General features: G+C 48.7%; 23 protein-coding genes. 7 read left to right on the top strand and 16 right to left on the bottom strand.

Going from position 1 to position 25,765, the window contains the following annotated elements; all coding sequences use genetic code 11:
• Positions 1-124 precede the first annotated feature (124 nt).
• From ACCC71_RS12845 to ACCC71_RS12855, 3 genes are all read left to right on the top strand, one after another.
• Positions 125-1,039, top strand: coding sequence for a phosphatase PAP2 family protein (locus ACCC71_RS12845; RefSeq protein WP_434310024.1), 915 nt, complete (start codon positions 125-127; stop codon positions 1,037-1,039).
• An 85-nt stretch (positions 1,040-1,124) separates the two neighbouring features.
• Positions 1,125-1,532 carry a 4Fe-4S dicluster domain-containing protein gene (locus ACCC71_RS12850; protein ID WP_434310025.1) on the top strand — a complete coding sequence of 136 codons (408 nt, stop codon included), beginning with the start codon at positions 1,125-1,127 and terminating at the stop codon, positions 1,530-1,532.
• A gap of 58 nt (positions 1,533-1,590) precedes the next feature.
• The gene (locus tag ACCC71_RS12855; RefSeq protein WP_434310026.1) at positions 1,591-2,016 is read left to right on the top strand and encodes a hypothetical protein; all 426 of its coding nucleotides are present in this window, start codon (positions 1,591-1,593) and stop codon (positions 2,014-2,016) included.
• 98 nt (positions 2,017-2,114) lie between these two features.
• On the opposite strand, the gene ACCC71_RS12860 is transcribed toward ACCC71_RS12855, so the two are convergent.
• The gene (locus ACCC71_RS12860) at positions 2,115-3,362 is read right to left on the bottom strand and encodes an adenosylhomocysteinase (RefSeq protein ID WP_434310027.1); all 1,248 of its coding nucleotides are present in this window, start codon (positions 3,360-3,362) and stop codon (positions 2,115-2,117) included.
• 196 nt (positions 3,363-3,558) lie between these two features.
• On the opposite strand from ACCC71_RS12860, the gene ACCC71_RS12865 reads away from it, so the two are divergent.
• The gene (locus ACCC71_RS12865; protein ID WP_434310028.1) at positions 3,559-4,446 is read left to right on the top strand and encodes a LysR family transcriptional regulator; all 888 of its coding nucleotides are present in this window, start codon (positions 3,559-3,561) and stop codon (positions 4,444-4,446) included.
• Here the strand turns inward: ACCC71_RS12865 and ACCC71_RS12870 are convergent.
• The 7 genes from ACCC71_RS12870 to ACCC71_RS12900 form a co-directional block, all read right to left on the bottom strand.
• Positions 4,427-5,701, bottom strand: coding sequence for an amidohydrolase (locus ACCC71_RS12870; RefSeq protein ID WP_434310029.1), 1,275 nt, complete (start codon positions 5,699-5,701; stop codon positions 4,427-4,429). The genes ACCC71_RS12865 and ACCC71_RS12870 overlap by 20 nt on opposite strands.
• 13 nt (positions 5,702-5,714) lie before the next feature.
• On the bottom strand, positions 5,715-6,776 hold the full coding sequence (locus ACCC71_RS12875; RefSeq protein WP_434310030.1) for a TRAP transporter substrate-binding protein: 1,062 nt from the start codon (positions 6,774-6,776) through the stop codon (positions 5,715-5,717).
• Entirely contained in the window at positions 6,773-9,055 is a 2,283-nt protein-coding gene (locus ACCC71_RS12880) for a helix-turn-helix domain-containing protein (protein ID WP_434310031.1), read from the bottom strand. The genes ACCC71_RS12875 and ACCC71_RS12880 overlap by 4 nt, the downstream gene beginning before the upstream one ends.
• A gap of 288 nt (positions 9,056-9,343) precedes the next feature.
• Entirely contained in the window at positions 9,344-10,285 is a 942-nt protein-coding gene (locus tag ACCC71_RS12885; protein ID WP_434310032.1) for an alpha/beta hydrolase fold domain-containing protein, read from the bottom strand.
• Positions 10,286-10,363: 78 nt separating this feature from the next.
• The gene (locus tag ACCC71_RS12890) at positions 10,364-11,521 is read right to left on the bottom strand and encodes a TRAP transporter substrate-binding protein (protein ID WP_434310033.1); all 1,158 of its coding nucleotides are present in this window, start codon (positions 11,519-11,521) and stop codon (positions 10,364-10,366) included.
• 69 nt (positions 11,522-11,590) lie between these two features.
• A complete protein-coding gene (locus ACCC71_RS12895) occupies positions 11,591-12,880 on the bottom strand; it encodes a TRAP transporter large permease (RefSeq protein WP_434310034.1) in 1,290 nt (429 codons plus the stop codon).
• Complete coding sequence (locus ACCC71_RS12900; RefSeq protein WP_434310035.1) at positions 12,877-13,395, bottom strand: TRAP transporter small permease; 519 nt, start codon at positions 13,393-13,395, stop codon at positions 12,877-12,879. The genes ACCC71_RS12895 and ACCC71_RS12900 overlap by 4 nt, the downstream gene beginning before the upstream one ends.
• A gap of 273 nt (positions 13,396-13,668) precedes the next feature.
• Here ACCC71_RS12900 and ACCC71_RS12905 point away from each other — a divergent pair, with 273 nt between their 5' ends.
• Together ACCC71_RS12905 and ACCC71_RS12910 are read left to right on the top strand one after the other, a co-directional pair.
• Complete coding sequence (locus tag ACCC71_RS12905; RefSeq protein WP_434310036.1) at positions 13,669-14,505, top strand: tyrosine-type recombinase/integrase; 837 nt, start codon at positions 13,669-13,671, stop codon at positions 14,503-14,505.
• A 425-nt stretch (positions 14,506-14,930) separates the two neighbouring features.
• Positions 14,931-15,638, top strand: a complete 708-nt coding sequence (locus tag ACCC71_RS12910) for an AP2/ERF family transcription factor (RefSeq protein WP_434310037.1) — start codon at positions 14,931-14,933, stop codon at positions 15,636-15,638.
• Between the two features lie 55 nt (positions 15,639-15,693).
• Here ACCC71_RS12910 and ACCC71_RS12915 read toward each other — a convergent pair whose 3' ends face one another.
• The 6 genes from ACCC71_RS12915 to ACCC71_RS12940 form a co-directional block, all read right to left on the bottom strand.
• Complete coding sequence (locus ACCC71_RS12915; RefSeq protein ID WP_434310038.1) at positions 15,694-16,947, bottom strand: ABC transporter permease; 1,254 nt, start codon at positions 16,945-16,947, stop codon at positions 15,694-15,696.
• Positions 16,948-16,962: 15 nt separating this feature from the next.
• On the bottom strand, positions 16,963-18,735 hold the full coding sequence (locus tag ACCC71_RS12920) for an HlyD family efflux transporter periplasmic adaptor subunit (protein ID WP_434310039.1): 1,773 nt from the start codon (positions 18,733-18,735) through the stop codon (positions 16,963-16,965).
• The gene (locus tag ACCC71_RS12925) at positions 18,728-19,420 is read right to left on the bottom strand and encodes an ABC transporter ATP-binding protein (RefSeq protein WP_434310040.1); all 693 of its coding nucleotides are present in this window, start codon (positions 19,418-19,420) and stop codon (positions 18,728-18,730) included. The genes ACCC71_RS12920 and ACCC71_RS12925 overlap by 8 nt, the downstream gene beginning before the upstream one ends.
• The gene (locus tag ACCC71_RS12930; RefSeq protein ID WP_434310041.1) at positions 19,417-20,859 is read right to left on the bottom strand and encodes an efflux RND transporter periplasmic adaptor subunit; all 1,443 of its coding nucleotides are present in this window, start codon (positions 20,857-20,859) and stop codon (positions 19,417-19,419) included. Before ACCC71_RS12930 ends, ACCC71_RS12925 begins: the two co-directional genes overlap by 4 nt.
• A gap of 130 nt (positions 20,860-20,989) precedes the next feature.
• Positions 20,990-22,051: an endonuclease/exonuclease/phosphatase family protein gene (locus tag ACCC71_RS12935; protein WP_434310042.1), complete on the bottom strand. Its 1,062-nt coding sequence runs from the start codon at positions 22,049-22,051 to the stop codon at positions 20,990-20,992.
• Positions 22,052-22,060: 9 nt separating this feature from the next.
• Positions 22,061-22,810 (bottom strand): S1 RNA-binding domain-containing protein, encoded by a 750-nt coding sequence (locus ACCC71_RS12940; protein ID WP_434310043.1) that lies wholly within the window; start codon positions 22,808-22,810, stop codon positions 22,061-22,063.
• A 205-nt stretch (positions 22,811-23,015) separates the two neighbouring features.
• Between ACCC71_RS12940 and ACCC71_RS12945 the strand changes: the two genes are divergently transcribed.
• Positions 23,016-23,510 (top strand): hypothetical protein, encoded by a 495-nt coding sequence (locus ACCC71_RS12945; protein ID WP_434310044.1) that lies wholly within the window; start codon positions 23,016-23,018, stop codon positions 23,508-23,510.
• Between the two features lie 205 nt (positions 23,511-23,715).
• Here ACCC71_RS12945 and ACCC71_RS12950 read toward each other — a convergent pair whose 3' ends face one another.
• Positions 23,716-25,278, bottom strand: a complete 1,563-nt coding sequence (locus ACCC71_RS12950; RefSeq protein WP_434310045.1) for a DUF3794 and LysM peptidoglycan-binding domain-containing protein — start codon at positions 25,276-25,278, stop codon at positions 23,716-23,718.
• Between the two features lie 9 nt (positions 25,279-25,287).
• A complete protein-coding gene (locus ACCC71_RS12955) occupies positions 25,288-25,689 on the bottom strand; it encodes a protease complex subunit PrcB family protein (protein WP_434310046.1) in 402 nt (133 codons plus the stop codon).
• Between the last annotated feature and the right edge of the window lie 76 nt (positions 25,690-25,765).

Genomic DNA, 25,765 nt, shown 5'->3' on the forward strand with positions numbered 1-25,765 from the left:
CCATCTTGTCTCATTGTACTACCAGATGCCCATAAAAGGCAAGCAAAAAACAAATTCACGCCAAAAAAGGGATAGCAAAACAAAGGAATTTGTCATATACTGATAACAGCGAGGAGGCTTTTTTATGAGCGTCTTATACTTTTTCGAATCGATTCGTACCACTCTTTTGGATCAACTGTTTACCGCCCTGACCTTCTTCGGGGAAGAAATTCTGATCCTTACCGTGATCTGCCTGCTGTATTGGTGCCTTGATAAAAGGCTGGCCTATCAGCTTTGCTTTACCTATTTTCTGGCAGGCCTTGGCGCGCAATGTCTAAAGGTGCTGTGCCGCATCCCCCGCCCTTGGGTGCTGCATACAGATTTTCAGCCTGTGGACACAGCGATTCCTACTGCGACCGGCTATTCGTTTCCCAGCGGCCACACCCAAGGAGCCACCGCTTTGTATGGAACCTTAGGGCTCGCCAAATGGCAGACCCACGCTTCCCACCGGCGGCTGTTTTTACTGGGAGGCCTTTTGCTTCCCGCTCTCGTTGGCATATCCCGTATGTACCTTGGCGTCCATACTCCCCAAGATGTGATTACGGGCTATCTTCTTTCCCTGGCTGTCGCGCTTCCTGTTTCCTGGTATTTTGCGAAGCGCCCGAAAAAAGACACCGCCTCACTTTCCCTGGCGGCCCTGCTCTTTTTCTTTTCCGCCTTGGTATCTATTGTCGCTGTCTATCTGATCCACACTGGCGTCACCAACGCCGTACTGGCCTCCGATTGCTGCAAGGCCGGCGCGGCTGGTATGGCATTTGCCGTCGGCTGGTTTGTTGAAAAAAATTATATTCGTTTTCCTACCACAGGCCCCCTGGCCTTTCAGGCGGCCAAATTACTTCTCGGCGCCGCCGGCGCACTTTTGATTAAAAGCGGAGGAAAAGTTCTTCTGGGTGAGGGGATTCCTGCCGATATGCTTCGCTATTTCCTTCTGGTCATCTGGGTTATGATTTTATATCCGATTCTGATAAAGGCGGCAGATAAAAGAATGAGAAAAAAATAACAACGCAGCGGAAAATCTTCTTGAGATTTCCGCTAGAAAACAGTATACTATAGATAGCTTTGAATGAAAATCGGGAGGTTATCCTATGAAAAAATTACATGTGGCGGTTCCTCAAAACTGCAAAGCCTGCCTGCAATGCGTAGTCTCTTGTTCCACCGCTTTCTACAAAAAATTCGATCCGGATCTTTCTTGTATTCAGATCAATGAAAAAAATGGGGCTCCCAAAGCTACGGTATGCACCCAATGCGGAAAATGCGCGAAAGTATGCGAATCCGGCGCCATCACACAAAAACCGAGCGGCGTATATATGATCAACAAAAAACTCTGTACCGGTTGCGGCCAATGTGTCGAGGCATGTCCGTTCCATGTCATGGTGATGCAGGAAGGCGCGTTGGCGCCGTCCAAATGTATTGCCTGCGGGATCTGCGTGAAAGCATGTCCGATGGAAATTTTAGAAATCCAAGACTCCGAAGGAACAGCAAATTTCACCTGATCTTACATAAAAATAAGCCAAGAGCGCATCCTAACAGAAAAAGGAGGCGCTCTTTTTCATGAAAAAGCTGAGTTTATTGAACCACGTCTACCAAAATACCCAAATGGGTCTGGAAAGCCTGCCGCTTTTAAAATCTAAATCCCAGGATACGACCTTTCAGAAAGCGATCGACCATCAGTACCGGGAATACAAACAGATAAACCAGCGGGCTCAAAATTTGATGAAGAAAAAACACATTACTCCCAAAGATGTCCGTCCCACAGCCAAAATGTCCGCCACGGTCATGACAAATATGAAAACGCTGATGGACCGCTCTACCTCCCACCTTGCCGAGATGGTTATTCAGGGAAATACCATGGGCGTCACCCAGATCACCCGCGCTCTGCACGAGACCAAGGCTCCCGACGCAGAAGTAAAGGCTCTAGCGCAGCAACTTTTAAAAACCACAGACAACAATCTGCAGGCATTGCGCAAATTCCTATAATGCCTCCGCCAATACAGTATCACTCTTCTTCCCTAAAAAATACAGAAAAAATACGAGGGGGTACGGCTTAAACTCGAAGCCTTCCCCCTCGTTCTTACTTATAAGGAATAACTATTCAAATACCGATCCTGCTCTTCGGTCAGCACATCGATCTCTTTTCCGAGGAACCGCAGTTTCCGCGCGGCAACCTCCTGATCCACTTCCCGCGGTACGGAGATCAACACGCTGCCAAGAGTGCCTTTATTTTCGACTAAATATTTGGCAGACAAAGCCTGAATCGCAAAGCTCATATCCATGATCTCCGCCGGATGGCCGTCCCCAGCGGCCAGATTTACCAACCGGCCTTCCGCCAGAACGTAAACCCAGCGGTCCCCATCCAGACGATAACCCATGATATTGTGTCTCTGCTCCGCCTTTTCCAAAGCAATCCGCTCCAAACATGCCACATCGACTTCCACGTCAAAATGGCCGGCGTTACAAAGAATGGCGCCGTTCTTCATAACCGCAAAATCTTCTTCATCAATAACGCCGCTGCACCCGGTCACTGTCACAAACAAATCGCCCACTTTTGCCGCTTCCTTCATGGGCATCACATCAAATCCGTCCATGACAGCTTCGATGGCCCGCACCGGATTGACCTCCGTAACGATGACACGGCCGCCCATACCCTTCGCCCGCATCGCTACGCCTTTTCCGCACCATCCATAACCGGCTACCACCACGTTTTTCCCTGCCACAATCAGGTTTGTGGTCCGGTTAATCCCGTCCATCACCGACTGACCGGTGCCATATCGGTTGTCAAACAGATGCTTACAGTCAGCATCATTGACCAATACCATCGGGAATTTCAATTCTCCTGCCTTCGCCATCGCCTGCAAACGGATAATTCCTGTCGTCGTCTCCTCGCAGCCGCCGATCACATAAGGGATCTTTTCCGGATACCGGCTGTGGAGCATATTGACCAGGTCGCCGCCATCGTCAATGATGATCTGGCAGTTATTCTCCAACACATGGGCAATGTGAACTTCATACTCTTCCGGCGTCACTCCATGCCAGGCATGAACCTCCAACCCATCTTCCACCAAAGCGGCCGCCACGTCATCCTGAGTCGATAAAGGATTGCTGCCGGTAATATGCATCTCGGCGCCTCCGGCGGCTAAAACCTTACACAGATAAGCCGTCTTCGCTTCCAAATGAATGGACAGAGCAATTCGGATTCCCGCAAAGGGCTGTTCCCGCCTAAACTCCTCCTCTAACATTCGCAAAAGCGGCATATTTCTCCGCACCCACTCGATTTTCTGATGGCCGGACGGAGCCAAACCCAAATCCCGAATTTCACTTTTCATGACATTCTCCTTTTGAATAAAAAAAATCTTATTTTCTTCTTGTATTTTTCCAAAAAGGTGATTATAATAATAGCGAAAGTTTACGGTTATTCATATTACTTTTGTATAGTAAATCCCGTTTCCTTTTACCAATTTATTACTGTATCTTTTATTTTACATATGATTACCGATAAGTCAAGCAGAAAGGACCAAAATTATGACCTTAAAACAATTGGAGTATTTCCTTGCCATCGCGGAAGCCGGCCACATCACGGCGGCGGCCAAAAATTTGAATATTTCCCAACCCCCATTGAGTTTACAGCTAAAAGCTTTGGAAGATGAATTTGGCGTTCAGCTCTTCGAGCGTGACAAGCGCAACCTAACCATCACCCATGAAGGACTCATCCTTCAGGAACGGGCGAAAGCTATCATCAATCTGGTGAATGAAACGGTCCGTGATCTGCAGAACCTGGGAGCGGAGGCCAGGGGAACCATTCACATCGGAACGATCCCCTCGGTCTGCAACTCCTTATTGCCGGAAAAGATCAAAGTATTCAATGATACCCATCCCCATGTGGACTTCCAGATCTTTGAGGGAAACAGCAATCATATCATGGATCTTCTGGAAGACGGCACGGTTGACGTGGGTATTATCCGCGAACCCTTTAATACTAGCCTGTATCATGCGATCCAGATTCGCGATGAAGCCGCTGACGATGACGAATCCGATTTCTTTGCAGCGGTGGGGATTCCCTCTTTCTTTAACGATGTGCCGAACAGCGCGATTTCTTTAGAAGAATTGAAAGGCAAACCTTTGATCATTCACCGTCGCTACAATGACGTCATCATGAACGCTTGCCGCCAGCGCGGTTTTTCACCCAATATTATCTGTCAGAATACGGAAATCTCCTCTTCTGTCAGCTGGGCGGAAGCCGGCATCGGCGTCGCGATTGTTTCCTATAAAGGCGCAGTTCAAAGCGTAAACGATAAAGTAGTCATCAAAAAGATTGTTCAGCCCACCATCAGTACCAAGTCTTTCCTTGTCTGGAATACAGACAAACATATGGCCAATATCGTAAAACAATTTACTCAGCTCTTCGAGTAACTTCGTAATACACACGCTCTTCGTCAATGGTCCGGAAATGGCGATTCTCCATCACAATTTCTCCATCCACGAGAACCGTCTCTACCTCCGAACCGTTGGCGGAGTAGCTAAGAGCCGCTATGAGATCCTGCTGCGGCATCATCTGAGGCTCCCGTAGATTCAAAATTGCTAAATCGGCCTTCTTTCCCACCGCAATACTTCCAATTTCTTGCTCCAGTCCCAACGCCTGCGCGCCCTTTATCGTTGCCATTTGAAGCGCGTCCACAGCGCTGACCGATGTGGCGCTTTTTTTATTTCCCTTATGAATCAAAGTGACCAGCCCCATTTCCCGAAATAGGTTCAGGCTGTTGTTGCTGGCGGCTCCATCGGTGCCAAGGCAGACGCGGACGCCGGACGCTAACATCTCCGGTATCGGAGCGAAGCCATTTCCCAATTTCATATTGCTGGCCGGATTGGTGACCACGCTGACATTAGGGCGAGACAGCAACCGAATGTCCTCCTCGTCGACATGGACGCAGTGGGCAATGATAACCGGGACATCCAAAAGTCCCAGTGAAGCCGCATAGGAAATGGGAGTAAGGCCGGTCTCCTTTTTCATGCTTTCCACCTCAAAAGCGCTTTCCGATAAATGAATGTGAAGCGGCAAATTCTTCGCTTTCGCCACCTCCAATGCCTGTTTCAAATATCCTTTATCACAGGTATACGGCGCATGGGGAGCAATCGTAAACGTAAGGCGGGGATGTTCTTTCCAACGTTCGATTTCCTCCTCGGCTTCCCGGAGCCTCCTAGCTCCCCCCTCATCCGTTGCCGTTCCGGAAAGTCCCCGGCCAATAACAGCTCGTATCCCTGCATCCGCTGCAGCCTGCGTAGTCTGATGGATGTGCATCTGCATATCGTTAAAACAAGTGGTGCCAGAACGAAGCATCTCCATGATCCCCAAAGTCGCCCCCCAGTAAGCATCCTCCGGAACCATCTTATCCTCTCTCGGCATCACCCTTTGAAACAGCCATTCGTCGAAGGGTACATCGTCGGCAGAATTTCGAAACAAGCTCATATAATTATGAGTATGGCAGTTGATCAATCCAGGAATGACCAGTCGGTCCGACGCATCGATCACCTTCTGAGCGGTAAAACCTTCCGGCGCGCTGCCGAGAGCCGTAATTCTTCCCTCAGAGATAAAAATGTCTTTCTTTTCTACCGCAAATCCTTCCTCTCCCGGAAGCAGGGCCAAACAATTTTTTACATGAATATTCATCAAATCACCTCTCCTATTTTGCTACCGCGTCTACAGCGGAAAGAAATAAATCCACTTTCTCCGTCCCCAACTCCTGACGCAGCTGCCCAATGACCAGTTCCGTTCCTTTTTGCATCTCCGCCATAAAGGTTTCGTCCGGATACAGCATTTCCATCCCGCAGCTTTCCTCCAAAAGGCGTTTCAGCCTTTCATGATCTTCGGGGCTCTCGTCAATCAAATCCTTTTTGATCTCAGCAAAAAATCGCTTCAGCCACCCCTTTTGCTCTTCCGTCAGAGCATTATACTGCGCCTGGTTCATGACAAACATATAATCCACTACCACATGATGCGTAAAGATCACATATTTTTGCACTTCGTTGAAGTGATTTCTCTCGACAGCGGATAATGGATTTTCCTGAGCCTGAAAGTCTCCCTTCCGCAACGCCATATAAAGATCGCCAAAGGGCAGATAAGAAGCGTCGCAGCCAAGGGAATCCCAAAATGCCATATGATATGGATTATTTAAGGTACGAATCTTAACTCCGGCCAGATCTTCCACCGACCGAATGGGCCGGTCACAGGTCAGCTCGCGATAAGAATTCGCAAAGGCAGCCATCAATTCCAGACCTTCTCTTGCATAGTACTCATGGAGTACGTCAAAATAATCGCTCTCCATCAGTCGATTATACGTGTCGTAATCCTGAAAAAAGCCGGGAATGCCAAGAAGCGTCGCCTCCGGCACCACCTTGGCATGCACCGAGCTAACCGAATTGACAATGGACAACGTCCCCTGCACTGCGCCGGGAATCAACTCATCATCCCCGCCCAGAGAACTTCCTTCGTATAAAATAATTTCCATGGTCCCGCCAGACCATTCTTTCAATTTTTCTTGATATCTGGATAAAACTTGCCCGGTAATGGAATCACTCCAAAGCGCCGAGCTGGCAATGGTCAGATAAAGGACATCCGAGGTCTCCGCTGTTGTGGACTCCACTGGATTTTCTTCGCTTGTCTTAGAAGCCGGCGGGCCGGACGAGCAGGACGCCAAAGCCAGGGACGCCGCCAAGATGAGGGCCGCATACTTTTTACTGATCATTCTTTTACACCTCCCTGCTCTTTTTGACTTTCCCGGTAACCATTGGGCGTTACGTTCTCCAGTTTTTTAAAGGACCGGCAGAAACTCTGGACAGAATTAAAACCACATTTATAACCAATCTCCGTAATCGTCCTTCCGGTCGTCTGCAATAGAAGTTTTGCCTGCTCAATGCGAAATGTGTTCAGGTAATTGGAAAAATAGGATCCAGTCACCTCGACAAACAGGGAGCTTAGATAGGATGCCGTAATTCCAATATAATCGCTGATCTCATTGAGAGATAAATTGCTGTCCATATAATGGGATGCAATATAAGATTTGGCTTCTTCCACATATTTATACCGGTTCTTTCGGCTGCTGCTGCCCGCCAGCCGAATGACATCCTGGCAAAAAGCGGTCATTTCTGTTTTATAAGATTCTGCAGAATCTGCCGCCTCTTTCGAGTGTTCTTCCAAACGCGGTAAACGGTTCAATTCCTCCGCTGAGATACCATTTTCAATCAACCACTCAATAATCTCGTCCATCACCAAGCTACAGTAGGAAAAGAGCTGCTCTGGGTCTCGATCCTGCCACAAAAATTCGCGCAAAAGCAACGCCGAAGCTTCCTCGGCTTCCGCCCGCTTACCATCAAAGGCCAGTTTCAGCATCACTGGTACTTTTTCTCTCAAATAATGCTGATCATATCCCTGCAAAGTCTCGGAATCTGCTTCTCCCTCTGCATAGTACTGCTGATGCTGGATATCATTCAAAGCTTCCTGATAGGAAGCAGCTGTCCCTTCAATACTCGTATACATCTTTCCCTTTCCGATTACCAACTGAAACGGAAGGGATTTCATCTGCGTGTCCAAAACCTGTTTTAACCTGGCCAAAAACTGTTTTGCACGGACAGCGGCCACTTCCTCTGCTCCCCACAGAACCAGCGCCACGGTCTGACGATCGGTCAAAACATGGAAGACCCTCAGCTCGCCAGGATCTGTTTCCCGCACCAGTTTGACAACGCTCTTTTGATACAAAGCTGTCTCAATGGAATTGGGCGTACGATCTTCCGGAGGCAATAGCCGCAAAGCAATCACCTGATACCGCCCGGTCAAAAGTTCCGGGGCTCCAATTCCTTGCAAGGTCTCGCGGACACGCTCCATTCCCAGGCTCTGCCCAAATAAGATTTCCCTTATCTGCTGGCGAATCACATCCTCTGAGATATTTCGCATCAATTCTTGATATTGTTCATTCCGATTGATCGAATCTGAGTATGCCAGTTCCAAAAAATCAATTTCATTTCCTTTTCGAATTCCCTTCCTCCCATCCGGAAGCGTCAGTTTCATCAAATGGCTGATTGGCTGATAAACCTTTCTGGTTAAATAAAATGCAAAAAGGATACTGACCAAAGCATAAATCGCGATAGCAGGAACCATCCACTTGGATGCGGCGCGAAAACTAGCTCTCATGCCTTCCTTATCCACCTGACAGAGATAACTCCACCCTGTCGCTTCTGATTGGACCAGATAATACTCTTGATCGCCATTGTACTTTGGTTGTGCTTCACTGACAATACGCTCCGGATGTTCCGCACACCAGGCTAGTACCGATTCATCCTCTCCCACAATCCGTACTCCTTCCTCAGAAAATACGGAAAACTCCAGCTGCTCTTCCTGGCTGGATTGAATAATAGAAATCAAGCTGGCATTGTCTAACTCTAAGATCATCAGGCCTACAAAAATGGGGGTGTGCATTTCGGAAAATAGGTAAATGCGCCCTTCTCCCGCTATCACTCTCCAAGGGGATTCCAGATAAGTATCTCCCGGCGTATAGCGTTCTAGATAAGTTTCAATAATCGGTGCAGACTTGGAATATTCCAGAGGAAGGAACGTACCGACCGAAGAATATACCAGTTGTGAAAACGGCGTGTATAAAAAAGCGTCCTGGATGAGATCATTGTTCACTTTTTGGCTCTTTAACGTACTGACAATCCGCGATTGGCACGCGGAATCCGTCCCTTCTGGATCAATCATCGCTTTACGGAAATCCGCAGTCCAGAGGCTCTGAACCATATCATAAGAAAGCAAATTACACGCCAAATCCACCTCATCGCTGATTCGGCGCATCTGACGAAGATTCAGATCTACAATTTGCTGCCGCTGCCGTTCTCCAAAAATCAGATTGATCGTATAGCCAAAAAACAGGATCGTCACTCCTGTCAGCAAAATAAGCACAAAAAATGTTTGGTAGAAAATGCTCTTTTTCTGAAAAAGCCCGGTTAACTTTTTTCCGGTTTTACCTCTCATATGCACCGCCTTTTCCCCGTTATTTATAGTTTATCTTAAACCATTTGAAAGGAAGCGTCAATTTATTTCCATATACAAAATAAAAAACTCGTCGCATCAGCGATATCTTCCTACGCAGTGCGATCCATAGCGGAGCGCTTTAATTCTTCTATAGGAAATTCCAACGGAATTTCCTATAGAAGAATTAAAGATGCCGCAGATTTTTCTCCTTATTACTCTGCGGCATCCCACTTATTTCTATTCTTCTATTTGCTTTTTCTCCTGATCAAAATACCAATAAGCGCATCTTTACAGCATGCCAAACTCTCTCCGGAAGGACGCGCAGATTCCATCATGTACCCAACGGGTCAAGGGACGATCTACCACGCAAAAGCCATGACCAACGCGTGGAGCCAAATTCAACTCGCAGGGTACTCCTGCTTGCAAAAGCCGGGCGGCGAATTCCAATCCCTCGTCACGAAGCGGGTCTAGCTCTGCAATGACCAGATAAATCGGGCAAAGGCCGTCCAAATCCTCACAGTAGCCAGGCATCGCATAGTAGGACGGATTTGTTCCGTTCATGCCACCTATATACAAATGTTCCACGGCCTCTCTCTTTTTCCCCTCTTTGCGAAGAGCAAACTTCTCATTCTGGAAAGTAGAAGGATAAGTCTTGCCAGTCACAGCCGGGCAGTTCATCACAGCCAGGGAGATATCCGGGCCACCATGATCCCTAACGTAAAGGGCCAGGCCACCGACCAGGTTTCCTCCTGCGCTGGTGCCATGCAGGCCGATTCGCTCCGGATCCGCTCCGATCTCATCCGCATGGTCATGAATCCAGCAAAGCGCCGTATAGCAGTCCAGCAAAGGCGCTGGGAAATGAACCTCCTGGTTAGTCAGGCGGTATTCCACTCCCACTACAATACAAGGCGTATGTTCCGCCAGATAGATGCAGCGGTAATTATCAATATCCAGATTTCCAGCCACCCAACCGCCGCCATGGATCTCCATAATGACAGGCGCCTTCTCCGGCAGACCCGCGGGAGTATAGACACGAATCCGCAATTCTGTTCCCGGCTCGGTTCCAGGAATCATCCGATCTTCCATGGTCATTCCTTCGGGAAGGGTATAGCCTTTAATATATTTCTGCTGCTCGGCATTGGCCTTTTCTTTTTCTTCTTCTGTCCCATGGGCTATAATCTCATAAAGATTTAAATGGTATTCATAACCCGGATACGCTTTTCTTTCCATAATAAATATCCTCCTTTCAACGTCAGAAGGCCCTGTCTGATACAGAGCCTCCTGTAAAATCCTTTAAAAGAGCTTTGATTACTGAACGCCACCTGCTGCCAGGTAAGCATTCGGCATCTCTTCACCGATATCACTCTTAATGGTTTCCCATACCGGTTTTGCAGCTTCCTGCATTGCGGTAAAGATGTCCGCAGTGAAATCCAGAGTGGTAATGCCATCGCCAATTGCTGCAAACGCATTTTCTTCAATCTGAGTATTCTGCTCATAAGAACGCTGCAGGAACGCTTCTGCAAACTGCTCCAAAGCCTTCTGGTACTCTGCCGGCAGAGCATCGTAGGTCTCTTTGTTGATCGCAATCACGTTCACCATCGGGAATGCGGTAATCGGCATATAGTAATCCTGAACCTCATAGAACTTGCTTGCATACACAGCGGTGATCGGGTTATCCTGCGCCTGAACCAATCCCTGCTGCAAAGCCATATACAGATCGCTGAATGCCAGAGGGGTAGGCTTCGCGCCCAGATTCTCCCAGAACGCAGTATGATATTTGTTCTCCATAACGCGGATGGTCATCTCTTTAAAATCGTCCGCCGTCTTGATCTCCTTATTGGTGGACAGACCACGGAAATTGGAGAATCCAAGACCGATCAGCTGCATCTGTTTTGCATTAAAGATTGCCTGGAAAGAATCCTTAAAATTCTTTACGCCTTCATAAGCAGCTTCAGGGCTCTCGAATACGGCAGGCATATCAAATACTGCAATTTCCGGCATATAGGAAAGCAGGGGGGAAGTTGCCATAGAGATCATGTCAATGCTTCCGGCCATGCAGCTTTCCGCCAGCTCGCCGTCGCCGCCCAGAACGCCGTCCCAGGACAGTTTAACGTTCAGTTTGCCATCCGTCATCTCACTCAGTTCTTTCGCAGCTGCTTCCTGAATGCCATAGCCTTCATTGGTGGAAGAAGCAGACGAAGCGATGGTCAGCTGAACTTCCGGCAGATTCGCTGCATCTACTTTTTCGATAATAGAAGCGCTGTTCCCGCCTGCCGCGGTCGTTCCCTCTGCCGCCGCGGTTCCTTCCGCCGCAGTGGTTCCTTCCGCTGCAGTCGTAGCTGCTGCGGTAGTAGCTGCATCCGTCTTAGGAGCCGCCGTCGTAGAATCCTTTCCAGAGCCGCAGGCTGCCATGGACAGAATCATTGCCATCGAAAGAGCTCCAGCTAAAATTTTCTTTGCTTTCATTTTTTTCCTCCTATAATCATTGCTTATTGTATTCGGCCTCAGGCCGTTACTACCAGATATAAAATCAAATCAACCGACTAAAACCAAGCTAAACCAAGGGACAAAGGTAATCAGCAGCAGGGCGATACAGTAGGTTCCGATCAGAGGCAGCGCCTTCTTTCCGATTGTCATCGCGTCGCTTTGTATCATTGGCGCCGCCACAAATAAGTTCATGCCGAAAGGCGGCGTTACAAAACCAGCTGCCAGGTTTACCGTCATGATGATACCCAGGTGAATTGGATTCACTCCCAATTCGGAAGCGAAAGGAAGAAGCATCGGCGCCAGAATCATGATCGCCGGGCCAACATCCAAAACCATACCCATCAAGAACAGAATCAGGTTCAGTAATAACAGGAACACAACTTTGCTGCTAATCGTCGCCGACAGGAAGTCTGCCAGAGACTGGGGAGCGTCCACCAACACCAGGATTTTCATAAATGCTTGTGCTAAAGCCAGCATCATGCCAAGGGGCGCATAGGTTTTTACGCCTTCCTGGAAGAACTTCAGCAGATCGCGGAACCGTACGCTTCTATAAATAAAGAGGCAGACGATAATCGCGTAAAATACGGATACGCAAGCGGCTTCCGTAGGAGTTACGATACCCGTGTAGATACCACCCAGGATGATCACCGGCGTTAACAGAGCCCAGAATCCATCTTTAATAACATGTAAAATCCCTTTCGAGCGGAGCTCATTGTAATGGGATTCGATACGGCCGCGGTCTTCCCCTTTCCTAGCGCAGTAGACCACCGTATAAATCATCAATGTCAAAGCAATCAGGCAGCCGGGAATAATTCCTGCCGTAAACAGATCGCCAACCGAGGTGTTCGTCACCAGACCATAAGCGATAAACGGAATACTGGGAGGAATGATAACGCCCAGGCCGCCGGCCGTGGCTACCAATGCCGCGGAAAAGGTCTTGTCATATCCTAAATCCGTCAAAAACGGGATACACATCGCGCCAACCGCCGCGCAAGTTGCAGGGCCGGAACCGGAAATCGCGCCGTAGAACAGACAGGTAACGATCACTGCGCAAGGCATACCGCCGCGAAGCTTTCCAATAAATACTGCAAATACGTCAAACAGCTTTTTTGACAAACCACCAGTCGCCATGATCGCACCGGAAAGCATAAACAGTGGAATGGCCAAAATGGAGGTCGTGTCCACACCTTTGATCATACTGCGGACTACAAACTGCAGATCTCCCTGAAAACTCGGATCAATCAGGGCCGGAAAAATCGTGCCGAATCCCATCGCCATGGCAATCGGGATTCCCAGTATCAGACAGAGGAAAAATACGCCAAAAATAATTCCGATCATGCTATGTCTCCTCCTATTGTTTTCTTATTTCCTTTTTTTAATTCCATACAAGTTAAAATTACACTTTGGATTCCACGAACAATACCGGAAAGGAATCCCAGCGGAGCGGATAAGTACAACAGCCAGGTCGGCATCTGCATCGCCGGGCTCAACTGACCGATCTTAAGAGCGTTCTGCATAACCTCCCAGGCCGGCAAAAACATAATGCAGCAAAAAGCCACAGCCAAGATTTTTCCAATAATGTCAATTGCCGCCGTTACCGGACGGGGAAATAGTTTAATTACCACGTCTACCTGTAACATACTACCCCTACGGATGCAAAAGCCGGTGGCAATCATTGCTGACCACACGAAACAGTAGCGGCAGAATTCTTCCGGCCAAGGCAGCGGGTTTTTGAATGCGTACCGGATAATGACCTGAAACATCATCACGCAAGCAATCAGTATTAGGAAGATAACCAATATTGCTTCTTCCAGGTACCGATCCAACCATTTAAGAAACTTCGGTACTTTCATTTCTCTCTTCCTCCTCATTTTCCTTATTCTACAGACAAGGTGCAAACACAGGAACTTATGAATGGATCCGATTCATATATTCGCCGTATGAGTTGATAGCCACAGCATAACACACGAAGAAAATCCCGTATAGATGGGAAAATTCCAACAGATAAACCTGGATTCTACAGGTTTTAAGATTTGGTTAATGATTTGAAATTTTGTTAAACGTCCTGCTTTCCTGCATAATCACAAGTAAAATGAAGAAAATTGTATGCAGGAGGTCTAATCATTATGAATCAACTAACAGAACAAAGAATACAGGCATTTGAAGCCCATCTCTATCTAAATGAAAAATGCAAGACAACTATAGTCAAATATGTCCGAGCCGTGCAGAAGCTGGCCGGCTATTTGCAGAGCACGGAGCTTACCAAGCCCCGCCTTTTCGAATACCGGGAGCTCATGCAGAAACAGTCCAAGGCCCAGACCGTCAACGGCGCGCTGTCAGCAATCAATTCTTTTTTAGATTTCTGTGGTTGGCAAGACTGCAAGGTAAAGCTTTTAAAGGTACAGAGACAAGCATTTTTAGACGAGACCAAAGAGCTGTCCGAGGCAGAATACAAGCGCCTTTTAGCGGCGGCCCAGGCAAAGGAAAACGAGCGCTTATACCTTCTTATGCTGACGATCTGCGGCACCGGGATCCGAGTCAGCGAGCTTGCCTATATCACTGTGGAAGCGGCAAAGGCAGGACGTACAGAAATTTGCATGAAAGGAAAAAACCGTACCATTATCCTGCAAAAGGAGCTGCGAAACAGGCTGCTCAAATATGCGAAAAAGCAAAATATTGTAAGCGGTCACATTTTCCGTACCAAAAGTGGGAGAGCCCTCGACCGCTCGAATATCTGCCACGATATGAAGAGGCTGTGCAGCGAGGCGAGGGTAGATTCCCGCAAGGTATTCCCTCATAACCTGCGCCATCTCTTTGCGCGTACCTTTTACGCTGCCACGAAAAATCTGGCGCATCTGGCTGATGTGCTGGGTCATAGCCGGATTGAGACAACACGGATTTATGTGGCGGTCAGCGCTGCGGCCCATGAGCGGATTCTGAACCGGATGAGATTGATCGTATAAGCCCCTAAAAAACAAAAAGACCACAGAATAGTCCTTCTGTGGTATGCCTAGATTCACTTACACGGTTCGACTTGATGCAAGTACATATAGTATAGTGCGTGAACACATTTTTTTCAAGCGGCTTGAGAAAAAAAATATAGGGAATCAATGCCACGCTTATATTTTGACACAACTCGAAAGCCTGAAACCTCTTTGTGTGTTGCAGGCTGCATTATTATGCCAGAAAAGGACGGCTTCCCGTTGTGTCCTTTCTTTTTTTCTTTTTTTATCTTCTATTTTCCGTTTCTATTTGCAACGCTTTACCACAGAAGGACTATTCTATGGTGGTTTCACCTTCCATTGGCAAGAGCATACGAAGTCAAACACAAATGCCTCCAGTGCCTAGAAAATACTGGCTATCGAGCTATATTTCAGGAGAGTTGCTCATGGAGAAAAACGCGGATATCGAATATATCCACGCTGGCAATGAAAGAAAGGGAAATCGGAAACGGGATCTGAGCGGTCAACGCTTTGGCAAACTGGTTGCGCTGACGCCTACGGATCAACGGATAGATAATGGGAGCGTCGTCTGGCATTGCCAGTGCGATTGCGGCAATACGGCGGATGTTTCCGCTAGGCGGCTGGTGCGCGGGAAAGCGTGTTCCTGCGGCTGCTTGTCAAACCCACCGCCTAAAAATTATATCGGCCAGGTATTTGGCAGACTTACGGTAATTGGTTATGCCGGTAAAAAGCGGAAAAAGACAGAGCGTTCCGCCGTTACCATTACCTATTGGCTCTGCCGCTGCACTTGTGGAAAAGAGATTGTTGCCGCCCAGCCGGGGCTTCAAAATGGAGATACCGAAAGCTGCGGCTGCCTGCAAAAAGACCGCGTCAGAGAAGCATTGAAACTGGTAGACGGCACATCGGCGGCTATATTAGAACGAAATCAGAAGTTACGAAGCTCCAACACCAGCGGCTGCACAGGCGTAACCCATGACAAACGAACCGGAAAATGGGTGGCCTATATCAATTTCAAAAAAAAGCGGTATTGGCTTGGCAGATACGCAAATAAAAAGGACGCGATAAGCGCAAGAAAAACTGCTGAGGAAATACACGAAAATTTTCTGGATTGGTACTACCGTACCTATTCTTAAAAAGGGGGAGGCCCGCGGACTTCGCACTCCGAGCTGGCCTCCCTCTTACATATCTTTACTCCCTGCGAAGCGCTTCAATTGGATTCAAATTAGAAGCCTTCACCGCTGGAATCAATCCAAAAATCAAACCAATAATCATCGAAAATGCCACTGCAATCAACGTTGCCGGAACACTGATCGCCGCCGGCGTTCCCGCCACGCCAGAAACCACCTTCGCCATGACGATGCCTGCTCCAACGCCAACCAGGCCTCCTAGGCTGGTCAGCACAGCCGCTTCCGTCAAAAATTGAATCAAAATCCGGCTCTTTCTGGCTCCGATTGCTTTCTTTAAACCGATCTCACTGGTACGCTCGGTTACAGATACCAGCATAATATTCATAACGCCGATACCACCTACCAGAAGAGAGATGCTGGCGATCCAAATCAACTGCTGATTCGTCGAAGTACTCAATTCCTGAAGCTGTTTCGCCTGTTCCAGAAGGTCCTCGCTCTTATAGCTCATCTTCAACTCACTGGAGGCATTGAGCGTCCCGGTCAAGATATCCGCCGCTTTCTTTCCCGCATTGGTCATGGCGTCGGTTCCAGCCGCTTTCAGCGCCACGGTCTGGGGCTCGTCAAACTGGAAAACGATCGGCCAGGTGCTTCCTGGAATAAAGACGGCCCCGCTGGAATTGTTCATGTACAGATTATAATCCCCGATATCGTTGATGACCGGCTCAAACTGGGAGCTTTGGTCCACCACACCCACTACGGTGTAGGGCTCCCCGTTGATTTCTAAGGTTTTTCCAACCGGATTATCCCCAGAAAACAATGCGGAAATCGCCATACGATCTACGATCGCTACCTTTTGAAAAGAGCCAAAATCCTCTTCCGTAAAGTTCCGTCCTACCTGTACATAATAGCCGTAAACGTCAAAATAATTTTCATCGATGCCAAGCAGCGTTCCGGTAAATGCCTGATTTTTATGAAAAACATTTCCGGAATAGTCTCTTTTGGTATAAAAGGACGCCTTTTCCACCTCATCCAGCGCTTCCAATTCTGCTCTGGTATCCTCGCTGAGAGGATTTACTCCTTCTGGAATCGTGTTATAGGCCACGTCAAACGTGCCATCCCCCTGATATAGCTGTACCTTTACCGCATTGGTCCCCGCGCCGATCAGGTTCTGTTTGATCTGATCATTCGTCCCCTTGATCGTAGACACGATGGAAATGATGGATGCAATACCGATAATAATTCCCAGCATCGTCAAGAAGGACCGCAGTTTATGTCCCCAGATTCCCTGGAAGGCCAAAGATATATTTTCTAACATGCGTACTCCCCCTTCCTAGCGATACATACTCTGATAAAACTCTTCCAGATTCCCGTCTTTGGTCGGGCTGCCTTCCTTCACATCCTTTCCATAAGGAAATGCAACCTTATCCTCGGCGGTAATTCCAGAACGAATTTCTGTGTAAGATCCGTACAATGCTTTTCCTGTCACCACGTCGCGCCGTTCCAGCTTTCCGTCCTTTCCTGCGATCAAAACGTAGCTCTGTCCATTTTCGCTGCGGACAAACATGTTCTGCAGATACAAGGAGTTATTCTCTCCTTCCGCTGCTTGCGGCGTATAAGTAATGTCCAGATAATCCCCTTCCTCAAAGGAAGCCGCTTCCCCATCAATAAAAATCGTGAAGGGGTAGTAGGAGGCATTGGTATTCCCATTTCCGTAATTATTGCCGTAGAGAGTCGGTATATCCGAAATTTCCTGGATGGTGCCTTCCACAGACTCGCCGCTCATCCAGGATGACACGGTCACCGGCTGGCCCACCTTTACCGTCTCTAACTCCAGCTCGCTCAATGTTCCCTGAACATAATAGCCGCCTCCGCCGGAAACCGTAATCAATGGTTTATGTTCTACAGCAGCCGTCTCCGAATCTCCCACGGTCTTTATGGTGCCGTCAAACTCCGCATAGACCGTACCGTCGTTCAGTTCTTTTTCCAGCTTATCATATTCCACCTGAGCCACCCGGATATTCAGGTTGATGTCCCGGATCTCCATGGTCTTATCGGATTTCATCTTCTCAATCTCAGCAGCCGTATAACTTGGCCCGCTGGGGCCAATCGGACCAATGGGATCGATGATCCCCGGATCGCCTGGTTCCGTGGGGTCTTCCGCTTCTAACAACGGGTCCGATTCCGGTCCTGCTACGCCAAGCATCACAAAACTGAGAACGCCGTCTTTATTGGTAAACTTCATCTTCCAGCTGCTGATACAAGCAGCTTCCAGACTGTCGTTCTCCCGAAGCATAAAGGTTGCGATCGCCTCGTTCTTCCCATTTAACAGCTGGCGGATGAAGTCCGTCGTATAGGAAAGATCCAGTCTCCACAGATACAGATAAGGCTGTTCCGGACTTCCGTCGCCGCGAACCAGCACCGGTTCCAGAGGCTGTTCCGGTCCCGACGGTTCTTCCGAAGATGGTTCATCCTCTGGAGAAGACGGTTCTTCTGGAGAAGGCGATTCCGATGGTTCCGGCTGATCTCCCACAGGCGGTTCCACCTGAGATAGCAGCGTTACTCCGCCCACCGCTGGCTCCCCCAAATCCAAGGTTCCTGCAAAGGCAATTCCTCCCTTGCCCAGAGAAGTGGAAGTCTGGGTGAAACCGCCAAGTCCCGTGCCGCCGCTTACCTGATCCTTCTCGGATATCGGTACGCCTGGACGATACTTTTCGATCTTCTTCAAATCCTTTTGGGCTTTTTCAAGGGAGAGTTTTAACTTTTCAATTTCCAGACGCTTTGTCTCAAGGGAAAGGCTGGAAAGAGTCGTATCATAGGCAAGTAAAGGATCGCCTACCTTTACCTCCTGCCCTTCCTGCACATAAATTTCCTTGATAATTTGCGTTGTACTGACGTATACATTCTGCATTTTATCTGTAGAGACGCTGCCGTAGGTCTGCGACTGGTCTCCCCAGTACTCCGTCATTCCGACGTCCATAATCGAATATACGCTGATAGGATCTTTCTCCTGGTTCTTTACCAGATATACTCCGCCCGCCGCGAGGCCTCCAACCAAGGCAACAACCAGGCCGCCAATCAATACACGCTTTCCGGTCTTATTCATCAGCGCCTCCTTTCCGGCCGCTGCTTTGCAGCACGCCATCCCGGATATGATATAAGGTCTTCGCATAGTCCGCGATTTCCTGCTCATGGGTAATCATCACAATGGTCGCCCCTTCGTCATTCAAACGCTGGAACAGCTCCATCACCTGCTCGCCGGACTTCGAATCCAAGGCACCCGTAGGCTCATCCGCTAAAAGCAGCTTCGGATTTCCCACAATCGCCCGGGCAATCGCAACTCTTTGGCACTGTCCGCCGGAGAGTTGGTTGGGGCGAAACGCCAGACGATCTCCCAATCCAACCTTTTCCAGGGCGGCCTTTGCCCGTTCCCGCCGCTCCGATTTGCTGACGCCGCCATAAAGCAGAGGCAGCGCCACATTGTCCAGCGCGCTTAATTTTGGTAATAAATTAAACTGCTGAAACACAAAGCCGATGCTTTGATTCCGAATCTGGGCCATCTTATTTTCGCCGGCTTTTGAGATATCTTCCCCCATCAACAGATAGGTGCCTTTGGTCGGTACATCCAGGCAGCCAATCATATTCATCAATGTGGTTTTTCCCGATCCGGAAGGCCCCATAATCGCAATATACTCTCCCTCTTCCACGGAGAGATTGATATCCTTCAACACAGGAACTACCATCTTTCCCTGCAGATAGTCCTTATAAATTCCATTTAGTTCTAAGATCATACGCCGGCCTCCGTTTCACCCTCCGGAGTTTCCCCTCCCGGAATGGAAGCGTCCTCACCGGCATCCGGCTCTGCATCGCCGTCAGGCATCGCTGCAGGTTCTCCCTCGCCGCCCTCGGGCATACCACCTTCAGGGAAGTCGACCATCTCGCCTTCCGAAAGGTCGATTTCTTCGCCTTCCGGCATATCCATACCGCCTTCCGAAAAATCAACATCGCCGCCTTCCGGCATCATAGCGCCGCCGTCCATATCCGGCGTCACATCCATACCGCCGCCAAAGGAACCGTCGTCATATCTGGTGACGCTCTGGCCTTCTTTTAGGCCTTCTTCCGGAATCGCAATATAATCCTGTGCGGTTAAGCCATCCGTAATCTGATATTCATCGGTTGTATCATCATGCATACCAAGAGTAACTTTCCGCTTCTCCAGCTTATCCTTCTCCGTCGCCGCCCATACATAAGCGTCGTCGCCGTCCTGAACAATAAAGTAAGAGGAAAGCCACAGGCCTTCTTTCTTTTCTTCCTGCCCTTCGTCCAGCTCGATATACACATGCTGCCCTAACATCAGTCCTTCCCCGTCTTCCAAAGTAACGTAGAAGGGATATTTGGAGGACTGGGTCATCTCACTGCCTCCGCCGGATACCATCACATAACCGTTGTTTTCATTTCCGCTTTCCGTGGTATTCCAGTCAATGCTGTCAATCATGCCCTTCCAGGTCTGATTCTCATCAATACGGGAACGGATAATCACTGGGCTTCCCATCGGAAGCTGACCGGCATTCTGCTCGTTGATCGTTCCCTTTACCCGGTAGTTTCCGACCTGCATAATAACCATGTAAGGGAGCGGGTTTCCATAGTTGTCATAACCGTTTTCATTGACGCTCTGCACGACGCCGTCAATGGTGGAAGTAACCTCCGCGTTCTCCAAGGATTTTTCCAGACGCTCAATCTCTACCTTTTTTGCGCTGATATTGTATTCCGCCTGCTTGATTTCCGCCTGCACCGACTGAATCTCAATCGTATAGGAAAGTTTATCGGAGGAAGACGCGTTATTCCGCTCCTTCTCCAATTCCTTTACCTGCTTTTCCATGGTCGTAATACTGTTTTCCAGCTTTTCCAGCTCCAGTTTTGCCTGATCAATACTTAAATTAATCTCATCGCTGTCATAGGCAAATAATTTCTGTCCTGCGGTCACTTCCGCGCCTGCTTCCACAAACACTTCCTTGATCGTCTTATTTTCATCCTTCTTGATCTCCAGAGTTTCCTGGGAGACTACCTTACCCGCATATCGGTTCTGCAAGCCTCCGCCCAGGCCGGCCAAAATCGCCACCGACTGTACTGCTACTGTCTCTCCGCTCTCCTCTGAACTGCCGGAACAGCCGCTGGCTGCCATCATACACGCCATCGCAAAACAGAGAATTTTTCCTAGTCTCTTCTTCATACGATTTTCTCCACTCCTTCTTTCCTGGCTCTGGGGATTTAGCCATAGTCTATTTTCTTTTTATCATATCAGATTGTTTTCCTATAATTAAGGAAGATTTTCTTAATTTTTTCTGAAAACAGCAGGCTTTCTATTTCTCTAAAGTCACTGTGATTTTTACCGGATTATGATCCGTATAACGAAATTCGCCGTCGATGGTCTGTACTTCGTTCAAAGTAACATTGGGAGAAAGTAAAAAGCCGTCCAAAACATAGTACTGGGTCTTTGGGTCTTCGGGATGATAAGGTTGGTTCAAAAGGCGGCAGGTCGGCGTCGACGGATCATTGGCTAACTGCCATCCTTCTCCAAAATCCGAAGCTTCCACCAGGCCCGGCGAAAAATTCTCACGGTCTTGTACCGGATACAACGACGGGTCCACATTGGAAAAGGTCTGATTAAAATCTCCTCCGGCAATACAGTAGTTTCCCTTTTCATATTCTGCATTTAAAAATTCCACCAGCTGTTTCGTCTGCATTTCTCTTCCCGTACCATCGTCATAAGCGTCTAAATGCAAATTCACCAGAACCAGTTCTTTATCGGAGCCTTCTAAGGGGACCCGCTCCACCAGCAGGCAGCGCTTCAACTGACAGACTCGCATCGGCCAGGAAAAAGAAGTGGGCAGAGCAATCCGCACGGCGGATTCCGCCTGGTAAGGGTTTACCGTCAAAATTCCAGAATGCACGCGTCCAATCGTTGGAAAGGGATATGGAACATAGTCGCAGAGAAAGTTCGCCGCAAATACCGCAGAGCCTTCTAAGCCTTCCAGGAGATACTCTGCCTCCTGAACCCCATAGGAACGTTTGGAATCAATATCCACTTCCTGAAGGAAATAGATATCTCCGTCTGCTTCCTCCAACAGTTCTCGGATGCCCTTCATATTCCGCTCGATGATCTCCTTGCTTTCCACCCGCACATCCGTTCCGCCATCCATAAAAAAGTCATGCTCTGCGTCCAGTCCACCATAGCCAATATTGCAGGTAACCAAAGAAAGGGAATCCCCCGCTTGAAGCAGGGAATTCCCCGAACCCTTGATTTCTACAAATTCCTCGGCTTCTGGACGAAATTCCCGCAAGCTCAGCCATGCCACCAGGGCCACAGCCGCTATCAGAATCAAGCCAAACAAACTGCCCAGAATCTTCAGAATTGTCTTCATACTCTTCTATTATCCTTTAATATCCAGTCCAGCCAGCAGATCTTTCAGGCTTGTAGAAGCCTTTCCGGTCTCCTTATAGTTAAAAGTTTCCTTTTCCTCTCTGGGCTCGCGGGGCGCACGCTCCTTCTTCTCTCTGACCGGAGCTTCCTGCAGCGCCTTCATGCTAAGGCTCAGCTTGCCGTCCTTGATGGCAATGATCTTCACCTGAACTTTATCGCCTTTTTTCAGCACGTCCGAGGGTTTCTCTACTCTCTTATAGCTGATCTGAGAAACATGGAGCAGACCGGACAGACCGTTTTCCAGATCAAGAAAAGCGCCGTAATCCATCAGAGAATCTACGGTTCCCTCTAAAACCTGACCTACTTCGCAGGCAGCCATCTTTGCCGCCTTCTCTTCTTTTTCTTTCTGACGGGCAACTTCCTTCGCGGAGAGAACCAGTTTCTTGTTCTCCTTGTCGGCGGTGATCACCATAACTTCCACGGTCTGACCCTTGTACTCTTCCAGGTTTTCCACATAGCCGGCAGCCAACTTCGACGCAGGGATAAAGCCGCGAACCTCATCTACATAGGCAACCACTCCGGCTTTCACCACGCTGTCGATCTTTACCGGGAAAATGGTTTTCTCTTTCAGCATCGTCTCAAATTTATCCCATACCGGATCGTCGTTGGGCGGGCCCTGCTTCAAAGATGCTTCTAACTCTGCCGCATAGTCCTCCATGGTTTCCACCGGTGTTTCTTGATTCATCATTTCTTCGCTCATAACAACCTCCCACAATCCATGTGTTTGCTTTTGCGGCATCCGTCTTCCGGGAAAAACCGCTATTATAGAGATTATAGCATTTCCACCCTCTTTATGCAAATGCTTTTTCAAAGTTTACCACCTTTTTCAAATCTCTATTTATGAAATCTATTTGACACATCTTTTTTCCTTTTGATATACTATGTTATATTGGGAGGGAATACACATGGAAGGACACGCAAAAAATCGGCCGCGCCGCCAAAGAATTCAAAAATCGTTGTATGAAGTCACCTTTTTTCTGGAGCTCATCGTTGCATGCTTTGTCATCCTGCTGATCGGCTACGCTCTGGGAAAACTCTTTTTTCAGTTTTTCGAGACCCCGTCCAGCTCTTTTATGCACTTTCTCGAAATCACGTTGGATATCGTCATTGGGATCGAGTTCCTGAAGATGCTTTGCCGCCACAATATGGACTCCGTGGTAGAGGTTCTGCTCTTTGCTTTGGCCAGACATATGATTATCGAGCCGACCACGATGTTTGAAAATCTGCTCTGCGTCGCCGGCGTCGCATTGCTGTTTGTGGTCCGCAAATACCTATTTGTGGCAAAGATCGATAAAGACATGGATGAGACAGACATTCCGGAAGGAAGGGTAGCGTACGAGCATCACGACCCCAAACCGCCGGTAGAATTCGACGACACCGGGACTGGCGGAGTCGCATAAAGTAATGTATGCCCATTCACAACACGCATCAGGTTTTTCACTTTTGAGTTACCTCTTTTGTAAATATACCGCTTTTCCTGATGCTTCCGCATAAAACGGGGATACCATGTATCCCCTATACATACTAAAAAAGCCCGGACGGCGGCCATGAGCAGGGGAGCTTGCTCCTCTTGGCTCATGGACATCGGACGGGCTTTTCATTTACTCAGGCCGTAATTTCCTCCGCCTGCTTGATCAAAATCAACCGATCTCCCGGTTTTACTTCTTCTCCAATCCCCTCATTGGTTTCTCGAATCCCTTCCACCGTAGTATAAAATTTCTTGGCGATTTTCCACAGAGTATCTCCCGGCTGTACCCGGTAACCGACGATTCCCGGCATCTTGCGGATTTTTTCCTCATCATAAGGAACCAGCTCGGCATCTCCCAGGATCGTCTTATCTTCTCTGGTCAACACAATCGCTTCCAGGATAATGCCAGCCCGAACTTCCGCTTCATCGGCTCCGAGCATCAGGACGTTCAGATTCTCGGCCACAGATTTCAAACGATATGTACAAGAAGCGTCAATATTTCTGGCTTCCATCACGTGCTGGAACGGCAACGCTGCATCTACCGACCGAAGCGGCGCCGTATCGTCCGCCGATGTATAAAGTACTGTCACGTGAAGGGCGCCCTCGATCTCCAGGCCTTCCTCGGTAACGCCGATTCGATCTACCAAAACTTTGCTGCTGCCATGACAGATCTGAAGAATCCGCTCTCCCTCCGGCAGTTTCACCCGCTCGCTTAACTTGGTACGAGAGCTGTTGCGAACCAAAATCTTCTCAAAAGAAGTTTCCTTTTCCGTCAGAACCGCTTCTTTGGCAGGCGAATAGATATCGCAGACCGCCGTAATGTTTTCCGTCTCATAAAGTCGGATCTGCATCTCCAAAATCGCCTCGGTGTCCAACATCCGAAGTTCGCCGTCCGCATCTTCTTTTGGCTCCATATCGCTGTGAATCAAACGCACGTCGATATCTGGAATCATTTCCTCGCTGCTATCCGGTAAATCCACCTGCCCGGAAAACGGAACAGAGAATTCCTCCCATTGGACCGGCATATGGTCGCCGTCGCCCTGATACATGGCAAAAACCGCCAGTTCTCCGCGAATCGCCAACGCTCCATCCAAAGGCCGGCAATCCGTACCCCGAAGCTCTACCTCACGCCAGATCAGTTCACCCAAATTGGGCTTGTTCCCGGAAATTTCCAGTTCCTCGCTGACCCGGTAAGTTTCCCGCTTTTGTACCGCAATACGTGTAATCTGATAAGGCTCTTCCCTGGTCTCCAAAGGTTCTTCCGCTGAGGCTGCGGTCACCAAACCCTCTTGTATCAAACCGTCTGCCGTAATGGTAAAGGTCAGCACAGCTCGAATCCGTACTTTGCGGGAGTGAATCATCTCAATATCCAGATCTTCCACTGCCCAATCCAATGTCAGGGTGTCTTTATCATCCACCCCCTCCAACCGGACCGGCTCCATAAGCGGCAGATTTCCCGACAGGCTCTGAACGCCGCCCCCCTCCGCCGCATAAAGAATATCATATTTTAACTTCCCGCGGATGGTTCCTTTTTCTTCCTGGCAGCGGACTTCCTCCGGCTCCACCTCGCCTCTTTGCAAAATAATCCGCTCCATGTCCGGCTTCACATCCGGAACATTCCGGTCTTCATCGATCGTGATCTGAGTCACGATCCGGGCCTTTTGGCGGTTCATATAGATTTTCTTTTTCTCTAATTCCATAATCTCCTCCTAACGAAATACAACCGGTTCTTCCCGCATCGGAAGCTTCAGCACGATATACGGATATGACGCCTCCGAACCGGACTCCACCGTATCCTCTGGCCCAAGAAGTTCTGTATCCAGTACGATGTTGCTGTCGGTCAAATACAGCTCCTTCACCTGAATACTGTAACCGCCGCTGCTCTGAGCGCCATAGCCGACGACCAGATAAAGATACTGCTCCGCACTGTAGGTCAGCTTAAAATCATTCTGTTTCCGCTCGTCAATGGCTGCCTTCAGCTCCGCTGGTATCTCTCCATCGGGTACTACGGTGAATTCCAAATCCTGCAATCTGTTTTCGCTTTCCTTGCTGCAGCCTGCTCCGAATACAATCAGACAGGCCAATAGAAACATAAGGAAAATTCGCTTCACGGTCTGCTCCCCCCAATCCCTATCCTTTATGAATTGTATGCAGGACAGGGGAAAACATGATAAAAAAACTCCCTTC

The organism is Hominifimenecus sp. rT4P-3, assembly GCF_051055405.1.
Taxonomy (GTDB): domain Bacteria; phylum Bacillota; class Clostridia; order Lachnospirales; family Lachnospiraceae; genus Pseudolachnospira.

Bases quoted from the DNA above. Each gene is read 5' to 3' on its own strand.
- ACCC71_RS12900 (WP_434310035.1), bottom strand. From the start codon at position 13,395: ATGAAAGTACCGAAGTTTCTTAAATGGTTGGATCGGTACCTGGAAGAA.
- ACCC71_RS12895 (WP_434310034.1), bottom strand. From the start codon at position 12,880: ATGATCGGAATTATTTTTGGCGTATTTTTCCTCTGTCTGATACTGGGA.
- ACCC71_RS12865 (WP_434310028.1), top strand. From the start codon at position 3,559: ATGACCTTAAAACAATTGGAGTATTTCCTTGCCATCGCGGAAGCCGGC.
- ACCC71_RS12845 (WP_434310024.1), top strand. From the start codon at position 125: ATGAGCGTCTTATACTTTTTCGAATCGATTCGTACCACTCTTTTGGAT.
- ACCC71_RS12950 (WP_434310045.1), bottom strand. From the start codon at position 25,278: ATGGAATTAGAGAAAAAGAAAATCTATATGAACCGCCAAAAGGCCCGG.
- ACCC71_RS12885 (WP_434310032.1), bottom strand. From the start codon at position 10,285: ATGGAAAGAAAAGCGTATCCGGGTTATGAATACCATTTAAATCTTTAT.
- ACCC71_RS12930 (WP_434310041.1), bottom strand. From the start codon at position 20,859: ATGAAGAAGAGACTAGGAAAAATTCTCTGTTTTGCGATGGCGTGTATG.
- ACCC71_RS12915 (WP_434310038.1), bottom strand. From the start codon at position 16,947: ATGTTAGAAAATATATCTTTGGCCTTCCAGGGAATCTGGGGACATAAA.
- ACCC71_RS12910 (WP_434310037.1), top strand. From the start codon at position 14,931: ATGGAGAAAAACGCGGATATCGAATATATCCACGCTGGCAATGAAAGA.
- ACCC71_RS12855 (WP_434310026.1), top strand. From the start codon at position 1,591: ATGAAAAAGCTGAGTTTATTGAACCACGTCTACCAAAATACCCAAATG.
- ACCC71_RS12945 (WP_434310044.1), top strand. From the start codon at position 23,016: ATGGAAGGACACGCAAAAAATCGGCCGCGCCGCCAAAGAATTCAAAAA.
- ACCC71_RS12925 (WP_434310040.1), bottom strand. From the start codon at position 19,420: ATGATCTTAGAACTAAATGGAATTTATAAGGACTATCTGCAGGGAAAG.
- ACCC71_RS12940 (WP_434310043.1), bottom strand. From the start codon at position 22,810: ATGAGCGAAGAAATGATGAATCAAGAAACACCGGTGGAAACCATGGAG.
- ACCC71_RS12880 (WP_434310031.1), bottom strand. From the start codon at position 9,055: ATGAGAGGTAAAACCGGAAAAAAGTTAACCGGGCTTTTTCAGAAAAAG.
- ACCC71_RS12920 (WP_434310039.1), bottom strand. From the start codon at position 18,735: ATGAATAAGACCGGAAAGCGTGTATTGATTGGCGGCCTGGTTGTTGCC.
- ACCC71_RS12890 (WP_434310033.1), bottom strand. From the start codon at position 11,521: ATGAAAGCAAAGAAAATTTTAGCTGGAGCTCTTTCGATGGCAATGATT.
- ACCC71_RS12875 (WP_434310030.1), bottom strand. From the start codon at position 6,776: ATGATCAGTAAAAAGTATGCGGCCCTCATCTTGGCGGCGTCCCTGGCT.
- ACCC71_RS12905 (WP_434310036.1), top strand. From the start codon at position 13,669: ATGAATCAACTAACAGAACAAAGAATACAGGCATTTGAAGCCCATCTC.
- ACCC71_RS12870 (WP_434310029.1), bottom strand. From the start codon at position 5,701: ATGAATATTCATGTAAAAAATTGTTTGGCCCTGCTTCCGGGAGAGGAA.
- ACCC71_RS12860 (WP_434310027.1), bottom strand. From the start codon at position 3,362: ATGAAAAGTGAAATTCGGGATTTGGGTTTGGCTCCGTCCGGCCATCAG.
- ACCC71_RS12850 (WP_434310025.1), top strand. From the start codon at position 1,125: ATGAAAAAATTACATGTGGCGGTTCCTCAAAACTGCAAAGCCTGCCTG.
- ACCC71_RS12935 (WP_434310042.1), bottom strand. From the start codon at position 22,051: ATGAAGACAATTCTGAAGATTCTGGGCAGTTTGTTTGGCTTGATTCTG.